Genomic DNA, 15,190 nt, shown 5'->3' on the forward strand with positions numbered 1-15,190 from the left:
AGACTTTTTAATCAGTGGTACTGCTCTACCCCCGTTGGTACGACTGGCTTGTAGATAATATGGGTCCTTCTCCATAAATTTTATGTGACCAACTGCAATATTTTGAAATAACCTTAATCGAGGGTGAGATGTTTATTTACTCCCTGTTCTTACTAAACTTTTTCGCCGTTGGACTTCTATGCGATAAAGATGAAATAATATTCATGACCTGTGCACTATTTATGCCGCGGTTGAATATTCAATAATGTAATAAAACAAATGTGTTATATTTCCGCAAACCTTTAATCATCGAAAATACTGAGCAACTGCCCACTTTTAAGACAAAAGGATTCACCATGACCACCCTGTACGGCATCAAAAATTGCGACACCATTAAAAAAGCCCGCCGCTGGCTGGAGCAGAACAACGTTGACTACCGTTTTCACGACTATCGCGCTGACGGCCTTGATGCTGATTTGATGCAGAAGTTCATCGCCGAGCTCGGCTGGGAAGCCCTGCTGAACACCCGCGGCACCACCTGGCGTAAACTGGATGAATCCCTGCGCGCCAGCATCAACAATGCGGACAGCGCCGCGGCGTTAATGCTTGAAATGCCAGCAATCATCAAACGCCCATTGCTCTGGGCGCCCGGTAAGCCTATGCTGCTGGGTTTCAACGAAAATCAATACCAAACCTATTTTATTGAGGTGTAGTCTATGTCATGCCCGGTCATTGAGCTGACTCAGCAGCTTATTCGCCGCCCTTCCCTGAGCCCCGATGATGCGGGTTGTCAGGCTCTGATGATCGAACGCCTGCGGGCGATTGGTTTTACCGTCGAACCGATGGATTTTGGCGACACGCAAAATTTCTGGGCCTGGCGCGGTCAGGGTGAAACACTGGCGTTTGCCGGCCATACCGATGTGGTGCCAGCCGGGGATGCCGACCGCTGGATCAATCCGCCTTTCGAACCGACCATCCGCGACGGCATGCTGTTTGGCCGCGGCGCGGCGGACATGAAAGGCTCCCTGGCGGCGATGGTGGTTGCCGCCGAACGTTTCGTGGCGCAATACCCGAACCATAAAGGCCGTCTGGCGTTCTTGATCACCTCTGATGAAGAGGCCAGCGCTAAAAACGGCACCGTGAAGGTGGTTGAAACGCTGATGGCGCGCAACGAACGTCTGGATTACTGCCTGGTGGGCGAGCCGTCCAGCACCGAAGTGGTGGGTGACGTGGTCAAAAATGGCCGTCGCGGCTCCATCACCTGTAACCTGACCATTCACGGCGTGCAGGGTCATGTGGCCTATCCGCATCTGGCCGATAACCCGGTACATCGCGCCGCCCCGATGCTCAACGAGCTGGTCGGGATCGAATGGGATAAGGGCAACGACTATTTCCCGCCAACCAGCATGCAGATTGCCAACATTCAGGCCGGTACCGGCAGCAACAACGTTATCCCTGGCGATCTGTTTGTGCAGTTTAACTTCCGCTTCAGCACCGAGCTGACGGACGAGATGATCAAAGCCCGCGTGGTGGCCCTGCTGGAGAAACACCAGCTGCGCTACAGCATCGACTGGTGGCTGTCCGGCCAGCCGTTCCTGACCGGACGCGGTAAGCTGGTGGATGCGGTGGTTAACGCTATCGCGCACTATAATGAAATTAAACCGCAACTGCTGACCACTGGCGGAACCTCTGACGGACGCTTTATTGCCCGCATGGGTGCACAGGTGGTCGAACTTGGGCCGGTGAACGCCACGATTCATAAAATCAATGAATGCGTGAACGCCGCAGATTTGCAACTGCTGGCCCGTATGTATCAACGTATCATGGAGCAGCTCGTCGCCTGACGGTTGCCCCAAAGAAGGATAAGCGAATGGACTGGCTGGCTAAATACTGGTGGATCCTGGTACTGGTTTTTCTGGTAGGCGTGCTGCTGAACGTGATCAAGGATCTCAAGCGCGTTGACCATAAGAAATTCCTCGCCAACAAACCTGAACTCCCTCCCCACCGTGATTTTAATGACAAGTGGGATGATGAAGACGACTGGCCGAAGAAAGACCAGAAGAAGTAACGCCTTCACCCTCTCCCCGACGGGGAGAGGGTTATCCGCTAAAAGAATTCAACAATATCGTCATCATTCGGCTTGCCGCCGCTGAGCGCTTCATCGAAGTAGTGTTTCGGCACGGTATACCGCAGGTGATCCAGCGCAAACTGAACGCTGCGATCGTCAATGGCGTGGCCCAGATCGTCGACAATATCCAGCGTCACATCGCCCCCTGCGCGGATCAGCGCTTCCTGAGCGGCAACCGCATGGGAAAGCTCGATCACGCGATCTTCCCCGCCGTGGATCAGATGGATAGTGGTCTTCGTGGTCGCCTGCTCGGGCAAGGTCGCATAGCGACCGTTGAAAGCAATCACCCGTGAGACCAGACCCGGCTCCGCCTTTACGCTCTCCAGCGCCATGATCGCGCCCTGAGAAAAACCAATCAGCGCGGTGGCATCTGACTTCACCCCGCTCTGCTGCTGCCAGTAACGCACCGTTTCGACAAAGGTCGGCATGATGGCATCCACCCGCCCCTGACGGCTCTCTTCGGTCACGTCCTGCACCGAAAACCACTGGCGACCGTTCGGGCCGCACGGCTGTGGACCGCCCACGCTGACCACCAGAGCGTCGGGAAACAGCGGCGCAAACCAGCTGCCAACCTGCCCCATATTGACCGGGTTATCGCCGACGCCATGAAACAGCAGCAGCAGCTGTTTGGCCGGTTTATCGGGGCTCTGGACAACAAAATGGTCATGTTTCATGGCAGTCTCCTTAATTGATAAACGGGATTCTACGCCTGACAGGCAGAATGAACATGCCAGTTTACTGATGAAGTCATTGAAAAAATTGCCATTGCAAAACAGTCTGTTTCAGCTCCTGACAGCGAGGGTTGTCCAGCTGCGCCAGCGCCTGGCCCGCCTCGCTGCGCAGATAGCTCAGCAGCGCCTTGCGCCCGCTCAGCCCCAACAGTTGGCTCAGGTCGCTGTCGTCCATGCCCTGCCCGATTTTGCCCCGCAGGCCGGTCAGCGGCAGATCCGCCGTGTTCAGCAATCGCGTCAGACTGGCGAGCGATGCCGTGAGCGGGCGGTGCGCAAAAGCAAACCCGGCCAGCTCCAGCCAGTCATCATCATTAAGGGTAGCTTCCCCTGCAGGCTGTACCGGGATCTTTTCACCGTTCCAGCGCTCAATTACCGCAGCATCGCGGCACAGCCGATGATGCTCACGCTGGCACAGCGCCTGCCCCGCCGCGCTGAGCGGCAGGATCGCCATCGCGGTGAAGCAGCCACTGCTGGCTTCGCGGTGACTTCCCATGCGTACCAGCACAAATCCACAGCGCTGCCAGAAGCGCCACAGCTCGTCGGTGTAGCCGAAGCTGACGGAAAGGTAGTCGAGGCTCTCCTGCTGGCGGCTACTGGCCACCAGCGCCTGACCAATGCCTTCACGCTGGCGGGCAGGATGGACGGCCACCCGGGTTACCCGTCGGGCGGTGAGCGTCGCCGCCTGAGGTGAGCCGCCGTGGGCTGCTAAAGATTGCGCCACCAGATTGCCGCGCGGACGCCGGTAGCCCGCCCACACCGCCTGGCTGAGCGTCGGGCTCAGACCGCCCTCCTCCACCAGCCACAGCGCGCCGCAGACGCTCTCCCCGGCGCGGGCGACGGCAAAATGCTGCCCGGGGGCATCCATCATGCGCCGCAGATCCAAGGGTGACGTTCGGTAGTGGGCGGCGCAGAGCAGTTTGTAGACGGCGGTCGGCAGCGCGGGCTCGCGGCTCCAGGCCTCATGCTCCAGCGGCATATAACTGATTCCGCCCTGCGGAACGCGGTCGTCGGGCTCATCATCAAACAGCAGGACATCCGCAATAATGCGCTCCAGCGGACAGCCTGCGGCCCAGCGCACCGGGGCGGAGAGCGTGAAGTAACGCAGCCCGGCAAAACGGGCGCAGAATTTCAGTAAAAAGCCCCGGCCGGTGCCTTCGTAGCCCTGCACCGTAGTGGTGAGCAGAACGCGGGGGAAGCGCGTCACCAGCCGCTCCAGCAGCGGGCCGGGAATGGCTGCCGCCTCATCGACAATCAGCCAGTCGGCGTGCAGATCCGAAGCCAGCAGCGCATCCGGGGCTATAAAGTGGTAGCGCTCGCCGCCAAAGCGGGCAATGACCTCCGTCGCCGCTCTGGCGGGGGCGGTGACAATGGCGTTGCCGGCAATGCGCTGCAACAGCATGCCCGCCAGCGCCGATTTGCCGCGCCCGCGCGGGGCGGTCACGGCGGCGACGCCTTCGGGCATCGTCATGAGTTGGTCGAGAACAGCCGCCTGCTCGCTCTGCGGTTCGCCGCTGGCCGGGTGCCAGGCGGGTGCCGGTGCGGATGGCGTAAAGCTAAAAGGCTCGCCCTGCTGCCAGCGTAATACCAGCGGATCGCGCAGGATGTGGCGGCAGAAGCGGTGAATAAAACGCGGCGTGGGGATGGGCTGCGGGCTGTCGCTCCAGCGCAGTGAATCCTGGTCGGATTCCTGCGGCCAGCGCGCCAGATCGGGCGTGAGTAATACCAGCACGCTTCCGGCACGCAGCGTGCCCGCCACGGCGGCAAACGCCGAGACCTCAAAGCCCTGTCGGGCATCGAAGATAGCGTGCAGAAACTCGCGGCCCAGCAGTTGATGCAGCGCCTGCGGCGCGCAGGAAGGCAATTGCGGAGCGTCAGGGCCAATCCACAGCCAGTCCCCGGGATAGTGCCCTTTCAGCAGCAGCGCCTGCTGCTGCGTCCAGATGTCATCTCCGCTCAGCACCAGCAGCCGCCGGTGCCCCTCCCGCGCCAGTTGTTCAGGCAGGCCTGATAAATTCATCCCTGACATTGAGGATCAGATTGCCTTGCCGAAGGTATTGCATTGCGCCGGATCGCCGCCGTCAAAACCTTTTTTGAACCAGCTGTAGCGCTGTTCCGACGTGCCGTGGGTAAAGCTGTCCGGCACGACGTGACCCTGACTTTGCTTTTGCAAACGGTCATCGCCAATGGCGTGGGCGGCGTTAAGTGCCTCTTCCAGATCGCCCGCTTCCAGCACCCCCTCCTGCTGCATACTGTGGCCCCAGACGCCGGCAAAGCAGTCGGCCTGCAGTTCCATGCGCACTGACAGGGCGTTCACTTCTTTCTCGCTGGCATTCTGCTGGAGCTGGCGGACTTTAGGCTCAATCCCGAGCAGTTTTTGCACGTGATGACCCACTTCATGGGCGATGACGTAGCCCTGGGCAAAGTCGCCGTCGGCGCCCAGTTTGCGTTTCATGTCATCGTAGAAGGAGAGATCGATATAGACGGTAGAATCAGCAGGACAGTAGAACGGCCCCATCACCGATTGCCCGGTACCGCAGCCGGTGCGCGTGGCGCCGCGATACATCACCAGCTTCGGCTGCTGGTAGGTCCGGCCCATTTTGTCGAACAGCTGGCCCCAGGTATCTTCCGTTGTAGCGAGGATCACCGAGGTAAACTTCGCCGCTTCATCTTCGTTCGGGCTGATGGATCGCGGAGACTGATACTGTTGCTGCTGCATCGGTTGCCCGGTCAGCAGCCCGCTGAGGTCGACGCCGTAGTAGCCCGCCACCACCACAACCAGCAGGATAATGATGCCGCCCTTGCCGCCAGGTAAACGAAAACCCGGGCCGCCCATGGATGGGCCACCGCCGCCACTACGTCTGTCTTCTACATTGTCGCTTTCGCGACGTCCTTGCCAACGCATAACCACCTCGAAAAATATCATCCTAATAATAGGTAGATCGTAGGCGGTTCGGGACAAGATTACCACTGGAAACAGGGGTGAGATGCCAGAGGACCTTTCGCTCCCCTGGCAGAAAAGGCAGGATTAGTCGAGATTGACGCCCAGACGGTGGGCAACGGCTTCATACGCTTCGATTACGCCGCCGAGGCTTTGGCGGAAGCGGTCTTTGTCCATTTTATCCAGGGTCTCTTTGTCCCACAGGCGGCTGCCGTCCGGGGAGAATTCATCACCCAGCACCACCTCGCCTTTATACAGTCCGAATTCCAGTTTGAAGTCGACCAGGATCAGGCCCGCGTCGTCAAACAGCTTCTTCAGCACGTCGTTGGCTTTGTAGGTCAGTTCCTGCATGCGCGCCAGGTTCTCTTTGCTCACCCAGCCAAAGGTTTCGCAGTAAGATTCGTTGACCATCGGATCGTGCATGGCGTCGTTTTTCAGGAACAGGTCGAACAGCGGCGGATTCAGCTCGATACCCTCTTCGATACCCAGACGCTTCACCAGGGAGCCCGCGGCGCGGTTACGAACGACACATTCGACCGGCACCATATCCAGCTTCTTCACCAGACACTCCGTATCGGACAGCAACGCTTCCATCTGCGTCGGGATGCCCGCTTCTTCCAGCTTGCTCATAATGAAGTGGTTGAACTTGTTGTTCACCATCCCTTTACGGTCAAACTGCTCAATGCGCGCGCCATCTCCTGCTGACGTATCATTGCGGAACTCGAGCACCAACAGATCCGGGTTTTCCGTGCTGTATACGGTTTTCGCTTTGCCACGATACAACTCAGCTTGCTTCTGCATCTTAATTACTCCTGGTGTGATGATTTGTGTTCAAAACTGGAGATATTATGCCACGCACACGTTTGCGTAGCACGAAAATTAAAAGGGCTGGAGTAACCAGCCCTTTTTTTTACTTGCTGAAGGCTGCCTGGAGGACAGCGACCAGCGCATCGTTCTGCGACTGGGTCAGCGTATGGCCTTTCGGATCGATAAACTGCAGGCTGCTACGGTTATCCAGGTCGCCGACCTGAAGTTTGTAATCGCCAGAAGAGAGTCCCGGATCGCGTACGCCCAGCGCTTCCCAACTGCTGTCAGACAGCGGCTTGTAGGTGAGCGTCACGCTGCCCGTTGAACGGGTGCTGTCGGTTACTTTCATGCCGACGCGCTCAAGGGTGGATGGCAGACGCTGCCAGACCTGGTTGAACGGACCACGCACCACCAGCATTGGCAGACCAGTATCGTCGGCAGCGCTCTGCACGTCGAAGGTCGCGCCATTGCGGCTCTGAGCGGCATTGGCAGCGTCGGTGGCGTTCTTGTCGAGACCCGCAGCAATGACGTTAAGCAGTTCGGTGCTGTAACGCTGCATGGATGCCGCGTCTGCAACCGGTTTGCCCGCCTGCTCCAGGTTCAGCAGTTTAACCACCACCGCCTGCTGATAACCCTGAGGTTTAACAGAGACTTGATAGCGTCCACGGTACTGTTGATCTTCGTCCAGACGGTTCCATTCGATCCAGTCTGTCGACAGCGTCTGGCTGGCGTCGTCGCGCTGAGTAATCGCGTAGTTCTTCGACTGAAGGACGCTAACCACCTGCGGCCACAGCGTGGCGTTACGCGCGCTTTCAACCTGCAGCGTTGCGGTATCGCCAGTGAACTGAGTACGCGCCCCGCTCACCAGCGCCAGAGGCTGTGCTGGCGGACGAATATCAAGCGCTTTGCCTACCGCGCCGCTGCCGTTGGTGACCGGAATGTTGTAGTCGCCATTCTGAATCGGCAGGATCATGCCAGCAGGTGCATGAAGTTCAGCAAGCGGCGCGGCATCCAGATAGGATTCGTCACCACTCACCTGGCGCTTGTAGCGTGAATCTGAGCTACAGGCCGCGAGCAGCATAACAAGCGAAACACCCGCAACCTTCGCCAGGCGCGACTTCTGTACTGAGTAAGCCATCAAATCTCCCTAAACTTTACAGCAGACCGGCATGCTTAAGCGCGCTCGTGACCGTTTCGCGACCGTGGTCGGTAATCGGGGTCATTGGCAGGCGCAGCGTATCGGTCGCTACAAGTCCCAACTCCTTACATGCCCATTTCACTGGGATCGGATTGGGTTCGACAAATAATTTGTTGTGCAGCGGCATCAGACGCTGGTTAATCAAGCGTGCTTCATGGAAATGACCGGCCGCAGCCAGTTTACACATTTCAGCCATATCGCGGGCTGCAACGTTGGAGGTCACGGAAATCACGCCGTGGCCACCGAGCTGCATAAAGTCCAGCGAGGTCGCATCATCGCCACTCAGCAGAATAAAGTCGTCTGAAACCAGCTCTTTGATCTGATGAACGCGGCTTAAGTTCCCGGTCGCCTCTTTAATACCGATAATATTTTTTACTTTCGCGAGGCGGCCTACCGTTTCTGGCAGCATATCGCAGCCAGTGCGCGACGGCACATTATACAGAATTTGTGGCAAGTCAGTATGTTCAGCGATGGCTTTGAAATGCTGGAACAAACCTTCCTGGGTCGGGCGGTTGTAGTATGGCGTGACCGTCAGGCAGCCTACCACACCACTGTCGTTAAAACGCTGGGTCAGGCTGATGGCTTCCGCGGTCGCGTTGGCGCCCGTACCGGCGATAACCGGGATACGCCCGTCAGCCAGTTCGAGAGTCATCATGACCACTTCGCCATGCTCTTCATGGCTCAACGTTGCAGATTCACCGGTAGTCCCTACCGAAACAATCGCCGAGGTTCCGCTGGCGACATGATAATCAATCAGTTTCTTCAGGCTTGACCGGCAGACATTACCTTTCTCATCCATCGGTGTAACAAGCGCGACAATACTTCCCGTGAACATGGGCCATCCTCTGTGCGTACAAGAGCCTCAATGGTACGTTTGGTGCTGTAATAAAAGCAAGCGACGTGAGGCCTCCAGGTTATTGTATGCCGGTTTTTTTTATGCTTTCCTTAGAAAGACTAAACCACGCAAAGGAAGAACAGGTTTGACAACCTCATCACAACATTACCTGGTTATCACTGCGCTGGGTGCCGACAGGCCGGGGATCGTGAACACCATCACCCGCCACGTCAGTAGCTGCGGCTGCAATATCGAAGACAGCCGCCTGGCGATGCTGGGTGAAGAGTTTACCTTCATCATGCTGCTTTCCGGGTCGTGGAATGCGATCACCTTAATTGAATCGACCCTGCCGTTAAAAGGCGCAGAGTTGGATCTGCTGATCGTGATGAAGCGCACCACCGCGCGCCCGCAGCCGGCCCTGCCCGCCACCGTATGGGTGCAGGTGGAAGTGACGGACTCCCCGCATTTAATCGAACGCTTTACCGCCCTGTTTGACAGCCACCAGATGAATATCGCTGAGCTGGTTTCGCGTACTCAGCCGGGTGAAGTCGGCACCGTGCCTAAACTGTTTATTCAGATCACCGCGCACAGCCCGGCGTCGCGCGATGCGTCAAATATCGAGCAAGCGTTCAAAGCCCTCTGTACAGAACTGAATGCGCAAGGCAGTATTAACGTCGTCAATTATTCCCAGCATGAACAGGATGGAGTTGAGTAATGAATCCACTGAAAGCCGGTGACATCGCACCGAAATTTAGCTTGCCCGATCAAGACGGTGAGCAAGTAAATTTAACCGACTTCCAGGGACAGCGTGTACTGGTCTATTTCTACCCGAAAGCCATGACCCCAGGCTGTACCGTACAAGCCTGCGGCTTACGCGATAACATGGACGAGTTGAAAACTGCTGGCGTTGAAGTGCTGGGTATCAGCACCGACAAGCCGGAAAAACTGTCTCGCTTCGCCGAAAAAGAGCTGCTGAACTTCACGCTGCTGTCCGACGAAGATCACCAGGTCTGCAACGCGTTTGGCGTCTGGGGTGAGAAAACCTTTATGGGTAAAACCTATGACGGTATTCACCGCATCAGCTTCCTGATCGACGCTGACGGCAAGGTTGAACACGTGTTTGATGATTTCAAAACCAGCAATCACCATGATGTGGTGCTGGAATGGGTTAAAGCGAACGCCTGAAGGTAAATGCAAAACGGCAACCTGAGTTGCCGTTTTTAGTGTTTGCTCCCTCTCCACGTGGGAGAGGGTCGGGGTGAGGGCGTCAGCCCGCACAAAACCGTAGGCCGGGTAAGCGTAGCGCCACCCGGCAAAAAACTACTCCTCCACCGCCGGCACATCCGGCCATGCGTGAACCACCGCTTTAATCAGCGTTGCCAGCGGGATCGCAAAGAACACGCCCCAGAATCCCCATAATCCGCCAAAAATGACCACCGACAGGATAATGACCAGCGGGTGAAGGTTCACCGCTTCCGAGAACAGCACCGGCACCAGCAGGTTTCCGTCCAGCCCCTGAATGATCAGATAAACAACGAAACAGCTCCAGAACTCCGTGCCCAACCCAAACTGGAACAGCGCCACGCCCACCACCGGAATAGTGACCACAAAGGCTCCGATATAGGGGATCAGCACCGAGAAGCCGACCAGTACCGCCAATAGCAGGGAATAGTTCAGGCCAAAGATCAAGAAACCAATCCAGGTGGCGACCCCAACGACAATCATCTCCAGCACCTTGCCGCGGATGTAATTGGTGATCTGCTGGTTCATCTCCTTCCACACCTGCCCTGCCAGGCCACGGTTACGCGGCAGAACGCGACGCACCGCGTTAAGCATCTGCTCTTTATCTTTAACCAGGAAGAAGACCATCAGCGGCACCAGCACCAGATAGACCGCCAGCGTCAGCAGGCCCACCAGCGACGCGAGGGAGAATTTCACCACCGTATCCCCCATCGTCATGATGCGGGTACGCATGTTTTCAGCCATCGCATCAATAATGCCCGCGTCCATCAGGGCCGGATAGCGGCGCGGCAGGGTGGCGGAAAAGTCAGACAGTTTGCTCAGCATCCCCGGCATGTCGCGGATCAGGTTTATCCCCTGCTGCCAGGCGATAGGCAGAACCACAAAGGACATCACCATTAATATGCCGACAAAAAAGACCAGCACGATGATGCTGGCCCAGCGGCGGGAGCAGCCAATATTTTCCAGCCGGACGGTAGGCCACTCCAGCAGATAGGCGAGCACAATCGCCACCAGCAGCGGTGCCAGCAGCCCGCTAAAGAAGAAGAGGATGCCAAATCCGGCAACCAGAATAACCAGTAAAGCAATGGCTTCGGGATCGCTAAAGCGTCGGCGGTACCACTGCATTAATAACTCGAGCATACAACCCTTCCCTGAAGATGTTGGCTGGACGTAAAGGGTGAATTGTATCGAAGAGTTAATGAAAAGACTTTCGCTTTTTCGTGCTCTGTCACAAAACGCAAAAGCCTGAAAAGAGGGATTTTCTTATCGCCCTGACGCGAATACACTGGCAGAGCAGCCGCAGATGAACGATATGCGGGTTCTTCGGTCAAATTAGCACACCCACCAGACAGGACAGAGGTTATGTTCAGGCAGTTGAAAAAAACGTTGGTTGCGACGCTCATCGCTGCGCTGACCGCTGGCCAGATGATGCCAGCCTTCGCTGACTCTGCAGACTCATTGCCGGATATGGGCACCTCGGCAGGAAGCACGCTCTCCATTGGTCAGGAGATGCAAATGGGCGACTTCTATGTGCGCCAGCTGCGCGGCAGCGCGCCGCTGATTAACGATCCGCTGCTGGTGCAGTACATCAATTCGCTGGGGATGCGTCTTGTCTCCCATGCGAATTCGGTCAAGACGCCTTTCCACTTCTATTTAATCAATAACGACGAGATCAACGCCTTCGCCTTCTTCGGCGGCAACGTGGTGCTGCACTCGGCGTTATTCCGCTATGCCGATAACGAAAGCCAGCTGGCCTCGGTCATGGCGCACGAAATCTCCCACGTCACCCAGCGCCACCTGGCGCGAGCGATGGAAGATCAGAAGCGCAGCGCCCCGCTCACCTGGGTGGGCGCGCTGGGCTCTATCCTGCTGGCGATGGCCAGCCCGCAGGCGGGTATGGCGGCGCTGACCGGTACTCTGGCGGGAACCCGTCAGGGGATGATCAGCTTTACCCAGCAAAACGAACAGGAAGCCGACCGCATCGGTATTCAGGTGCTGCAGCGCTCCGGGTTTGACCCGCAGGCGATGCCGGGCTTCCTCGAAAAATTACTCGACCAGGCGCGCTACTCTTCACGCCCGCCGGAAATTTTGCTCACCCACCCGCTGCCGGAAAGCCGCCTTTCGGATGCGCGCAACCGCGCCAACCAGATGCGTCCGGTGGTGGTGCAGTCTTCGCAAGATTTCTACATGGCGAAGGTCAGAACCCTCGGCATGTACAACTCCGGGCGTAACCAACTGACCAACGATCTGCTGGATGCCCTGAACAAAGGCAACGTCCGTGAGCAGCGGGCGGCTCAGTATGGGCGTGCACTGCAGGCGATGGAAGCCAGTAACTACGACGAAGCCCGCAAGAACCTGCAGCCGCTGCTGGCCGCAGAGTCAGGCAACGCCTGGTATCTCGATCTCGCAACCGATATCGATTTAGGGCAGAAAAAAGCCCAGGATGCGATTAACCGCCTGAAAGGTGCCCGCGATCTGCGCAACAATCCGGTACTGCAGCTCAACCTGGCGAACGCTTACTTACAGGGTGGACAGCCGCAGGACGCCGCCACGCTCCTCAACCGCTACACCTTCAGTAATAAGGATGACCCTAACGGTTGGGATCTGCTGGCCCAGGCAGAAGCCGCGCTTGGCCATCGCGATCAGGAGCTGGCTGCCCGGGCCGAAGGTTTTGCCCTTGCCGGACGCCTGGATCAGGCCATCTCCCTGCTGAGCAGCGCCAGCTCGCAGGTAAAACTCGGCAGTCTGCAACAGGCCCGTTACGATGCCCGCATCGATCAGCTGCGCCAGCTGCAGGAGCGCTATCGCCCGTATGAAAAGATGTAAAAGGAGAAAAGATGTCTGACGCGGTTACGATCTACCATAACCCTCGCTGCTCAAAGAGCCGTGAAACCCTGAACCTGCTCAAGGATAACGGCGTTGAGCCGCAGGTGGTGCTCTATCTGGAGACGCCGCCGGATGCCGACACCCTGCGCACGCTGCTTGGCCAACTGGGGATGTCCAGCGCCCGGGAGTTAATGCGCCAGAAAGAGGAGCTTTACAAAGAGCTGGGACTGGCGGACAGCGCGCTCAGCGAAGCGCAACTGATTCAGGCGATGGTGGAAAATCCGAAGCTAATTGAGCGCCCGATTGTGGTGGCGAACGGTCAGGCACGGATTGGTCGTCCGCCTGAACAGGTACTTGAGATTGTGAAGTAAGCATGAAGTGGCCCGGTAGCCTGTGCGCCGGGCCTACAGATTGAGGATGTCTTTTACAAAAGGAATGGTTAATTTCCGCTGGGCGGTGATGGAGGCTTTATCCAGCTGATCGAGGGTCATAAACAGCGTACGCATCTCGCGATCCAGACGTTTTAACAGAAAACGCCCCACGTCTTCCGGCAGTTCAAACCCACGTAACCGCGCCCGCAGCTGCAAAGCCTGCAGCTTATCTTCATCGGAGAGCGGCTGTAATTTGTAGATTTGTCCCCAGTCGAGTCGTGAAGCCAGATCGGCCAGCCCGAGATTCAGCTGACGCGGAGGACGATCGCCGGTGATCAGCAGCCGGGTTTTCCCGGACTCCAGAATGCGGTTATAGAGATCAAAAATCGCCATTTCCCACAGCTCATCCCCCGCCACGCATTCGATGTTATCGATGCAGACCAGCGACAGCTGCTCCATCCCATCAAGGACTTCCGGCACAAACCAGGTGCGTTTATCCAGCGGCACATAGCCGACCGCATCCCCACGCTGGGAAAGCTCGGCACAGGCAGCGTGCAGCAGATGACTGCGTCCCGCGCCTTCGCGCGACCAGATATAGATGTAACCGCTGTGCTCCTGGCGCAACACGTTTTGCAGTGCAGCCAGTAAAGAGGGGTTATCGCCCGGCCAGAAACTCGCGAAAGTTTCGTCGTCGGGAAGATAAAGTGGCAAAGAGAGCTGTGCCGGTGCGTTCAGAAATACCTCAACCAGGTCTTACTCGGAATCGGCCCAGAGTTTAACACGGAACAAGCGGAGTGAGAACCGGGCGGATCGGCCGCCCGGTTAGACGATCAATGAGAGACTTTTTCGCTCTCTTCCGCGTCCAGGACCACTTCTTCCGGGCGCAGAACGGAGATCAGTTTGAAGATCAGGGCCAGGCCTACACCGACGATGGTCGCCAGCGCCATGCCCTTCAGCTCGGCTGCGCCAATGTGAACCTTCGCGCCGCTCACGCCGATGATCAGGATAACGGAGGTCAGGATCAGGTTCTGCGCTTTGCTGTAGTCCACTTTGGACTCAATCAGCACGCGGATACCGGAAGCACCAATTACCCCGTACAGCAGCAGAGAAACACCGCCCATCACCGGCACCGGGATGATCTGGATGGCTGCAGCCAGTTTACCCACGCAGGAGAGCAGGATGGCGATAATTGCCGCGCCGCCGATAACCCAGGTGCTGTACACGCGGGTAATAGCCATCACGCCGATGTTCTCACCGTAGGTGGTGTTTGGCGTGGAGCCAAAGAAGCCGGAGATGATGGTCGAGAAACCGTTGGCGAACATCGAGCGGTGCAGGCCCGGGTCGCGGATCAGGTCGCGCTTGACGATGTTCGCCGTCACCACCAGGTGACCAACGTGCTCGGCAATGACCACCAGCGCCGCAGGGAGAATGGTGAAGATGGCAAACCACTCAAAGCGCGGGGTGTAGAAGGTAGGCAGCGCGAACCAGTGGGCCTGGGCAATTGGCGTGGTATCCACAACGCCCATGGCGAAGGAGAGCGCATAGCCCGCCAGCACGCCAATCAGGATCGGGATAATCGCCATAAAGCCGCGGAACAGCACGGAGCCAAAGACCGTCACGCCCAGCGTCACCAGCGAGATGATAATGGTTTTGGTGTCCGGCGCCTGGCCGTCGGCAGGCAGCAGCCCCGCCATGTTCGCCGCAACGCCCGCCAGTTCAAGGCCGATGACGGCAACGATTGCGCCCATCGCCGCAGGCGGGAACATCACGTCCAGCCAGCCGGTACCCGCTTTCTTCACAATGAAAGCCACCAGGCAGAACAGCACGCCGCACATGATGAAACCGCCCAGCGCCACTTCATAACCTAACGGCAGCAGCAGCAGGACCGGAGAAATAAATGCAAAGCTGGAACCCAGATAGGCCGGGATTTTGCCTTTACAGATAATGAGATACAGCAGCGTCCCGATGCCATTAAACAGCAGCACGGTGGCCGGGTTAATGTGGAACAGAATAGGCACCAGCACGGTTGCGCCAAACATCGCAAACAGGTGCTGCAAACTAAGCGGGATAGTCTGCAAAAGTGGCGGTCTTTCACTCACCCCGATAGCACGGCGCGTCATAGATTCTTCCTCAAG

At 57.5% G+C, this 15,190-nt stretch carries 16 protein-coding genes; 7 read left to right on the forward strand and 9 right to left on the reverse strand.

From position 1 onward, the window contains the following. Positions 1 to 335: 335 nt before the first annotated feature. Genes FHN83_RS04775 through FHN83_RS04785 form a run of 3 tightly spaced genes read left to right on the forward strand, consistent with a single transcriptional unit; the run spans position 336 to position 2,047 of the window. On the forward strand, positions 336 to 692 hold the full coding sequence (locus tag FHN83_RS04775) for an ArsC family reductase (protein ID WP_039029677.1): 357 nt from the start codon (positions 336 to 338) through the stop codon (positions 690 to 692). Between the two features lie 3 nt (positions 693 to 695). Then, positions 696 to 1,823: a succinyl-diaminopimelate desuccinylase gene (dapE, locus tag FHN83_RS04780; RefSeq protein ID WP_039029678.1), complete on the forward strand. Its 1,128-nt coding sequence runs from the start codon at positions 696 to 698 to the stop codon at positions 1,821 to 1,823. Between the two features lie 26 nt (positions 1,824 to 1,849). After that, positions 1,850 to 2,047: a YpfN family protein gene (locus FHN83_RS04785; protein WP_039029679.1), complete on the forward strand. Its 198-nt coding sequence runs from the start codon at positions 1,850 to 1,852 to the stop codon at positions 2,045 to 2,047. A gap of 38 nt (positions 2,048 to 2,085) precedes the next feature. Here FHN83_RS04785 and ypfH read toward each other — a convergent pair whose 3' ends face one another. From ypfH to dapA, 6 genes are all read right to left on the reverse strand, one after another. Then, positions 2,086 to 2,781 (reverse strand): esterase, encoded by a 696-nt coding sequence (gene ypfH / locus FHN83_RS04790; RefSeq protein WP_138369782.1) that lies wholly within the window; start codon positions 2,779 to 2,781, stop codon positions 2,086 to 2,088. 73 nt (positions 2,782 to 2,854) lie between these two features. After that, a complete protein-coding gene (locus FHN83_RS04795; protein WP_327062105.1) occupies positions 2,855 to 4,855 on the reverse strand; it encodes a tRNA(Met) cytidine acetyltransferase TmcA in 2,001 nt (666 codons plus the stop codon). A 15-nt stretch (positions 4,856 to 4,870) separates the two neighbouring features. Further along, entirely contained in the window at positions 4,871 to 5,740 is an 870-nt protein-coding gene (locus FHN83_RS04800; protein ID WP_039029682.1) for a neutral zinc metallopeptidase, read from the reverse strand. Between the two features lie 123 nt (positions 5,741 to 5,863). Continuing rightward, positions 5,864 to 6,577, reverse strand: a complete 714-nt coding sequence (gene purC / locus FHN83_RS04805; RefSeq protein ID WP_139563344.1) for a phosphoribosylaminoimidazolesuccinocarboxamide synthase — start codon at positions 6,575 to 6,577, stop codon at positions 5,864 to 5,866. Positions 6,578 to 6,686: 109 nt separating this feature from the next. After that, entirely contained in the window at positions 6,687 to 7,721 is a 1,035-nt protein-coding gene (gene bamC, locus FHN83_RS04810; RefSeq protein WP_039029684.1) for an outer membrane protein assembly factor BamC, read from the reverse strand. Positions 7,722 to 7,737: 16 nt separating this feature from the next. Continuing rightward, positions 7,738 to 8,616 (reverse strand): 4-hydroxy-tetrahydrodipicolinate synthase, encoded by an 879-nt coding sequence (gene dapA / locus FHN83_RS04815; protein ID WP_138369780.1) that lies wholly within the window; start codon positions 8,614 to 8,616, stop codon positions 7,738 to 7,740. Positions 8,617 to 8,761: 145 nt separating this feature from the next. On the opposite strand from dapA, the gene FHN83_RS04820 reads away from it, so the two are divergent. Continuing rightward, positions 8,762 to 9,331 (forward strand): glycine cleavage system transcriptional repressor, encoded by a 570-nt coding sequence (locus tag FHN83_RS04820; protein ID WP_039029686.1) that lies wholly within the window; start codon positions 8,762 to 8,764, stop codon positions 9,329 to 9,331. Continuing rightward, the gene (gene bcp / locus FHN83_RS04825) at positions 9,331 to 9,801 is read left to right on the forward strand and encodes a thioredoxin-dependent thiol peroxidase (RefSeq protein ID WP_039029687.1); all 471 of its coding nucleotides are present in this window, start codon (positions 9,331 to 9,333) and stop codon (positions 9,799 to 9,801) included. The genes FHN83_RS04820 and bcp overlap by 1 nt, the downstream gene beginning before the upstream one ends. Positions 9,802 to 9,936: 135 nt before the next feature. On the opposite strand, the gene FHN83_RS04830 is transcribed toward bcp, so the two are convergent. Continuing rightward, complete coding sequence (locus FHN83_RS04830) at positions 9,937 to 10,998, reverse strand: AI-2E family transporter (protein ID WP_138369778.1); 1,062 nt, start codon at positions 10,996 to 10,998, stop codon at positions 9,937 to 9,939. A gap of 222 nt (positions 10,999 to 11,220) precedes the next feature. Between FHN83_RS04830 and bepA the strand changes: the two genes are divergently transcribed. Then, a complete protein-coding gene (gene bepA, locus FHN83_RS04835; protein WP_039029689.1) occupies positions 11,221 to 12,684 on the forward strand; it encodes a beta-barrel assembly-enhancing protease in 1,464 nt (487 codons plus the stop codon). Between the two features lie 11 nt (positions 12,685 to 12,695). After that, positions 12,696 to 13,055, forward strand: a complete 360-nt coding sequence (gene arsC, locus FHN83_RS04840) for an arsenate reductase (glutaredoxin) (RefSeq protein WP_039029690.1) — start codon at positions 12,696 to 12,698, stop codon at positions 13,053 to 13,055. A 33-nt stretch (positions 13,056 to 13,088) separates the two neighbouring features. Here the strand turns inward: arsC and FHN83_RS04845 are convergent, their stop codons facing one another. Together FHN83_RS04845 and uraA are read right to left on the reverse strand one after the other, a co-directional pair. Then, the gene (locus tag FHN83_RS04845) at positions 13,089 to 13,790 is read right to left on the reverse strand and encodes a DnaA inactivator Hda (protein WP_071886429.1); all 702 of its coding nucleotides are present in this window, start codon (positions 13,788 to 13,790) and stop codon (positions 13,089 to 13,091) included. A 95-nt stretch (positions 13,791 to 13,885) separates the two neighbouring features. Next, a complete protein-coding gene (gene uraA / locus FHN83_RS04850; RefSeq protein WP_039029691.1) occupies positions 13,886 to 15,175 on the reverse strand; it encodes a uracil permease in 1,290 nt (429 codons plus the stop codon). Positions 15,176 to 15,190 lie beyond the last annotated feature (15 nt).

It is taken from the genome of Leclercia adecarboxylata (assembly GCF_006171285.1).
GTDB classification, from domain to species: domain Bacteria; phylum Pseudomonadota; class Gammaproteobacteria; order Enterobacterales; family Enterobacteriaceae; genus Enterobacter; species Enterobacter barmai.

Bases quoted from the DNA above. Each gene is read 5' to 3' on its own strand.
- FHN83_RS04800 (WP_039029682.1), bottom strand. From the start codon at position 5,740: ATGCGTTGGCAAGGACGTCGCGAAAGCGACAATGTAGAAGACAGACGT.
- bamC (WP_039029684.1), bottom strand. From the start codon at position 7,721: ATGGCTTACTCAGTACAGAAGTCGCGCCTGGCGAAGGTTGCGGGTGTT.
- bcp (WP_039029687.1), top strand. From the start codon at position 9,331: ATGAATCCACTGAAAGCCGGTGACATCGCACCGAAATTTAGCTTGCCC.
- arsC (WP_039029690.1), top strand. From the start codon at position 12,696: ATGTCTGACGCGGTTACGATCTACCATAACCCTCGCTGCTCAAAGAGC.
- FHN83_RS04830 (WP_138369778.1), bottom strand. From the start codon at position 10,998: ATGCTCGAGTTATTAATGCAGTGGTACCGCCGACGCTTTAGCGATCCC.
- dapA (WP_138369780.1), bottom strand. From the start codon at position 8,616: ATGTTCACGGGAAGTATTGTCGCGCTTGTTACACCGATGGATGAGAAA.
- FHN83_RS04785 (WP_039029679.1), top strand. From the start codon at position 1,850: ATGGACTGGCTGGCTAAATACTGGTGGATCCTGGTACTGGTTTTTCTG.
- FHN83_RS04775 (WP_039029677.1), top strand. From the start codon at position 336: ATGACCACCCTGTACGGCATCAAAAATTGCGACACCATTAAAAAAGCC.
- FHN83_RS04795 (WP_327062105.1), bottom strand. From the start codon at position 4,855: ATGAATTTATCAGGCCTGCCTGAACAACTGGCGCGGGAGGGGCACCGG.
- bepA (WP_039029689.1), top strand. From the start codon at position 11,221: ATGTTCAGGCAGTTGAAAAAAACGTTGGTTGCGACGCTCATCGCTGCG.
- uraA (WP_039029691.1), bottom strand. From the start codon at position 15,175: ATGACGCGCCGTGCTATCGGGGTGAGTGAAAGACCGCCACTTTTGCAG.
- dapE (WP_039029678.1), top strand. From the start codon at position 696: ATGTCATGCCCGGTCATTGAGCTGACTCAGCAGCTTATTCGCCGCCCT.
- purC (WP_139563344.1), bottom strand. From the start codon at position 6,577: ATGCAGAAGCAAGCTGAGTTGTATCGTGGCAAAGCGAAAACCGTATAC.
- ypfH (WP_138369782.1), bottom strand. From the start codon at position 2,781: ATGAAACATGACCATTTTGTTGTCCAGAGCCCCGATAAACCGGCCAAA.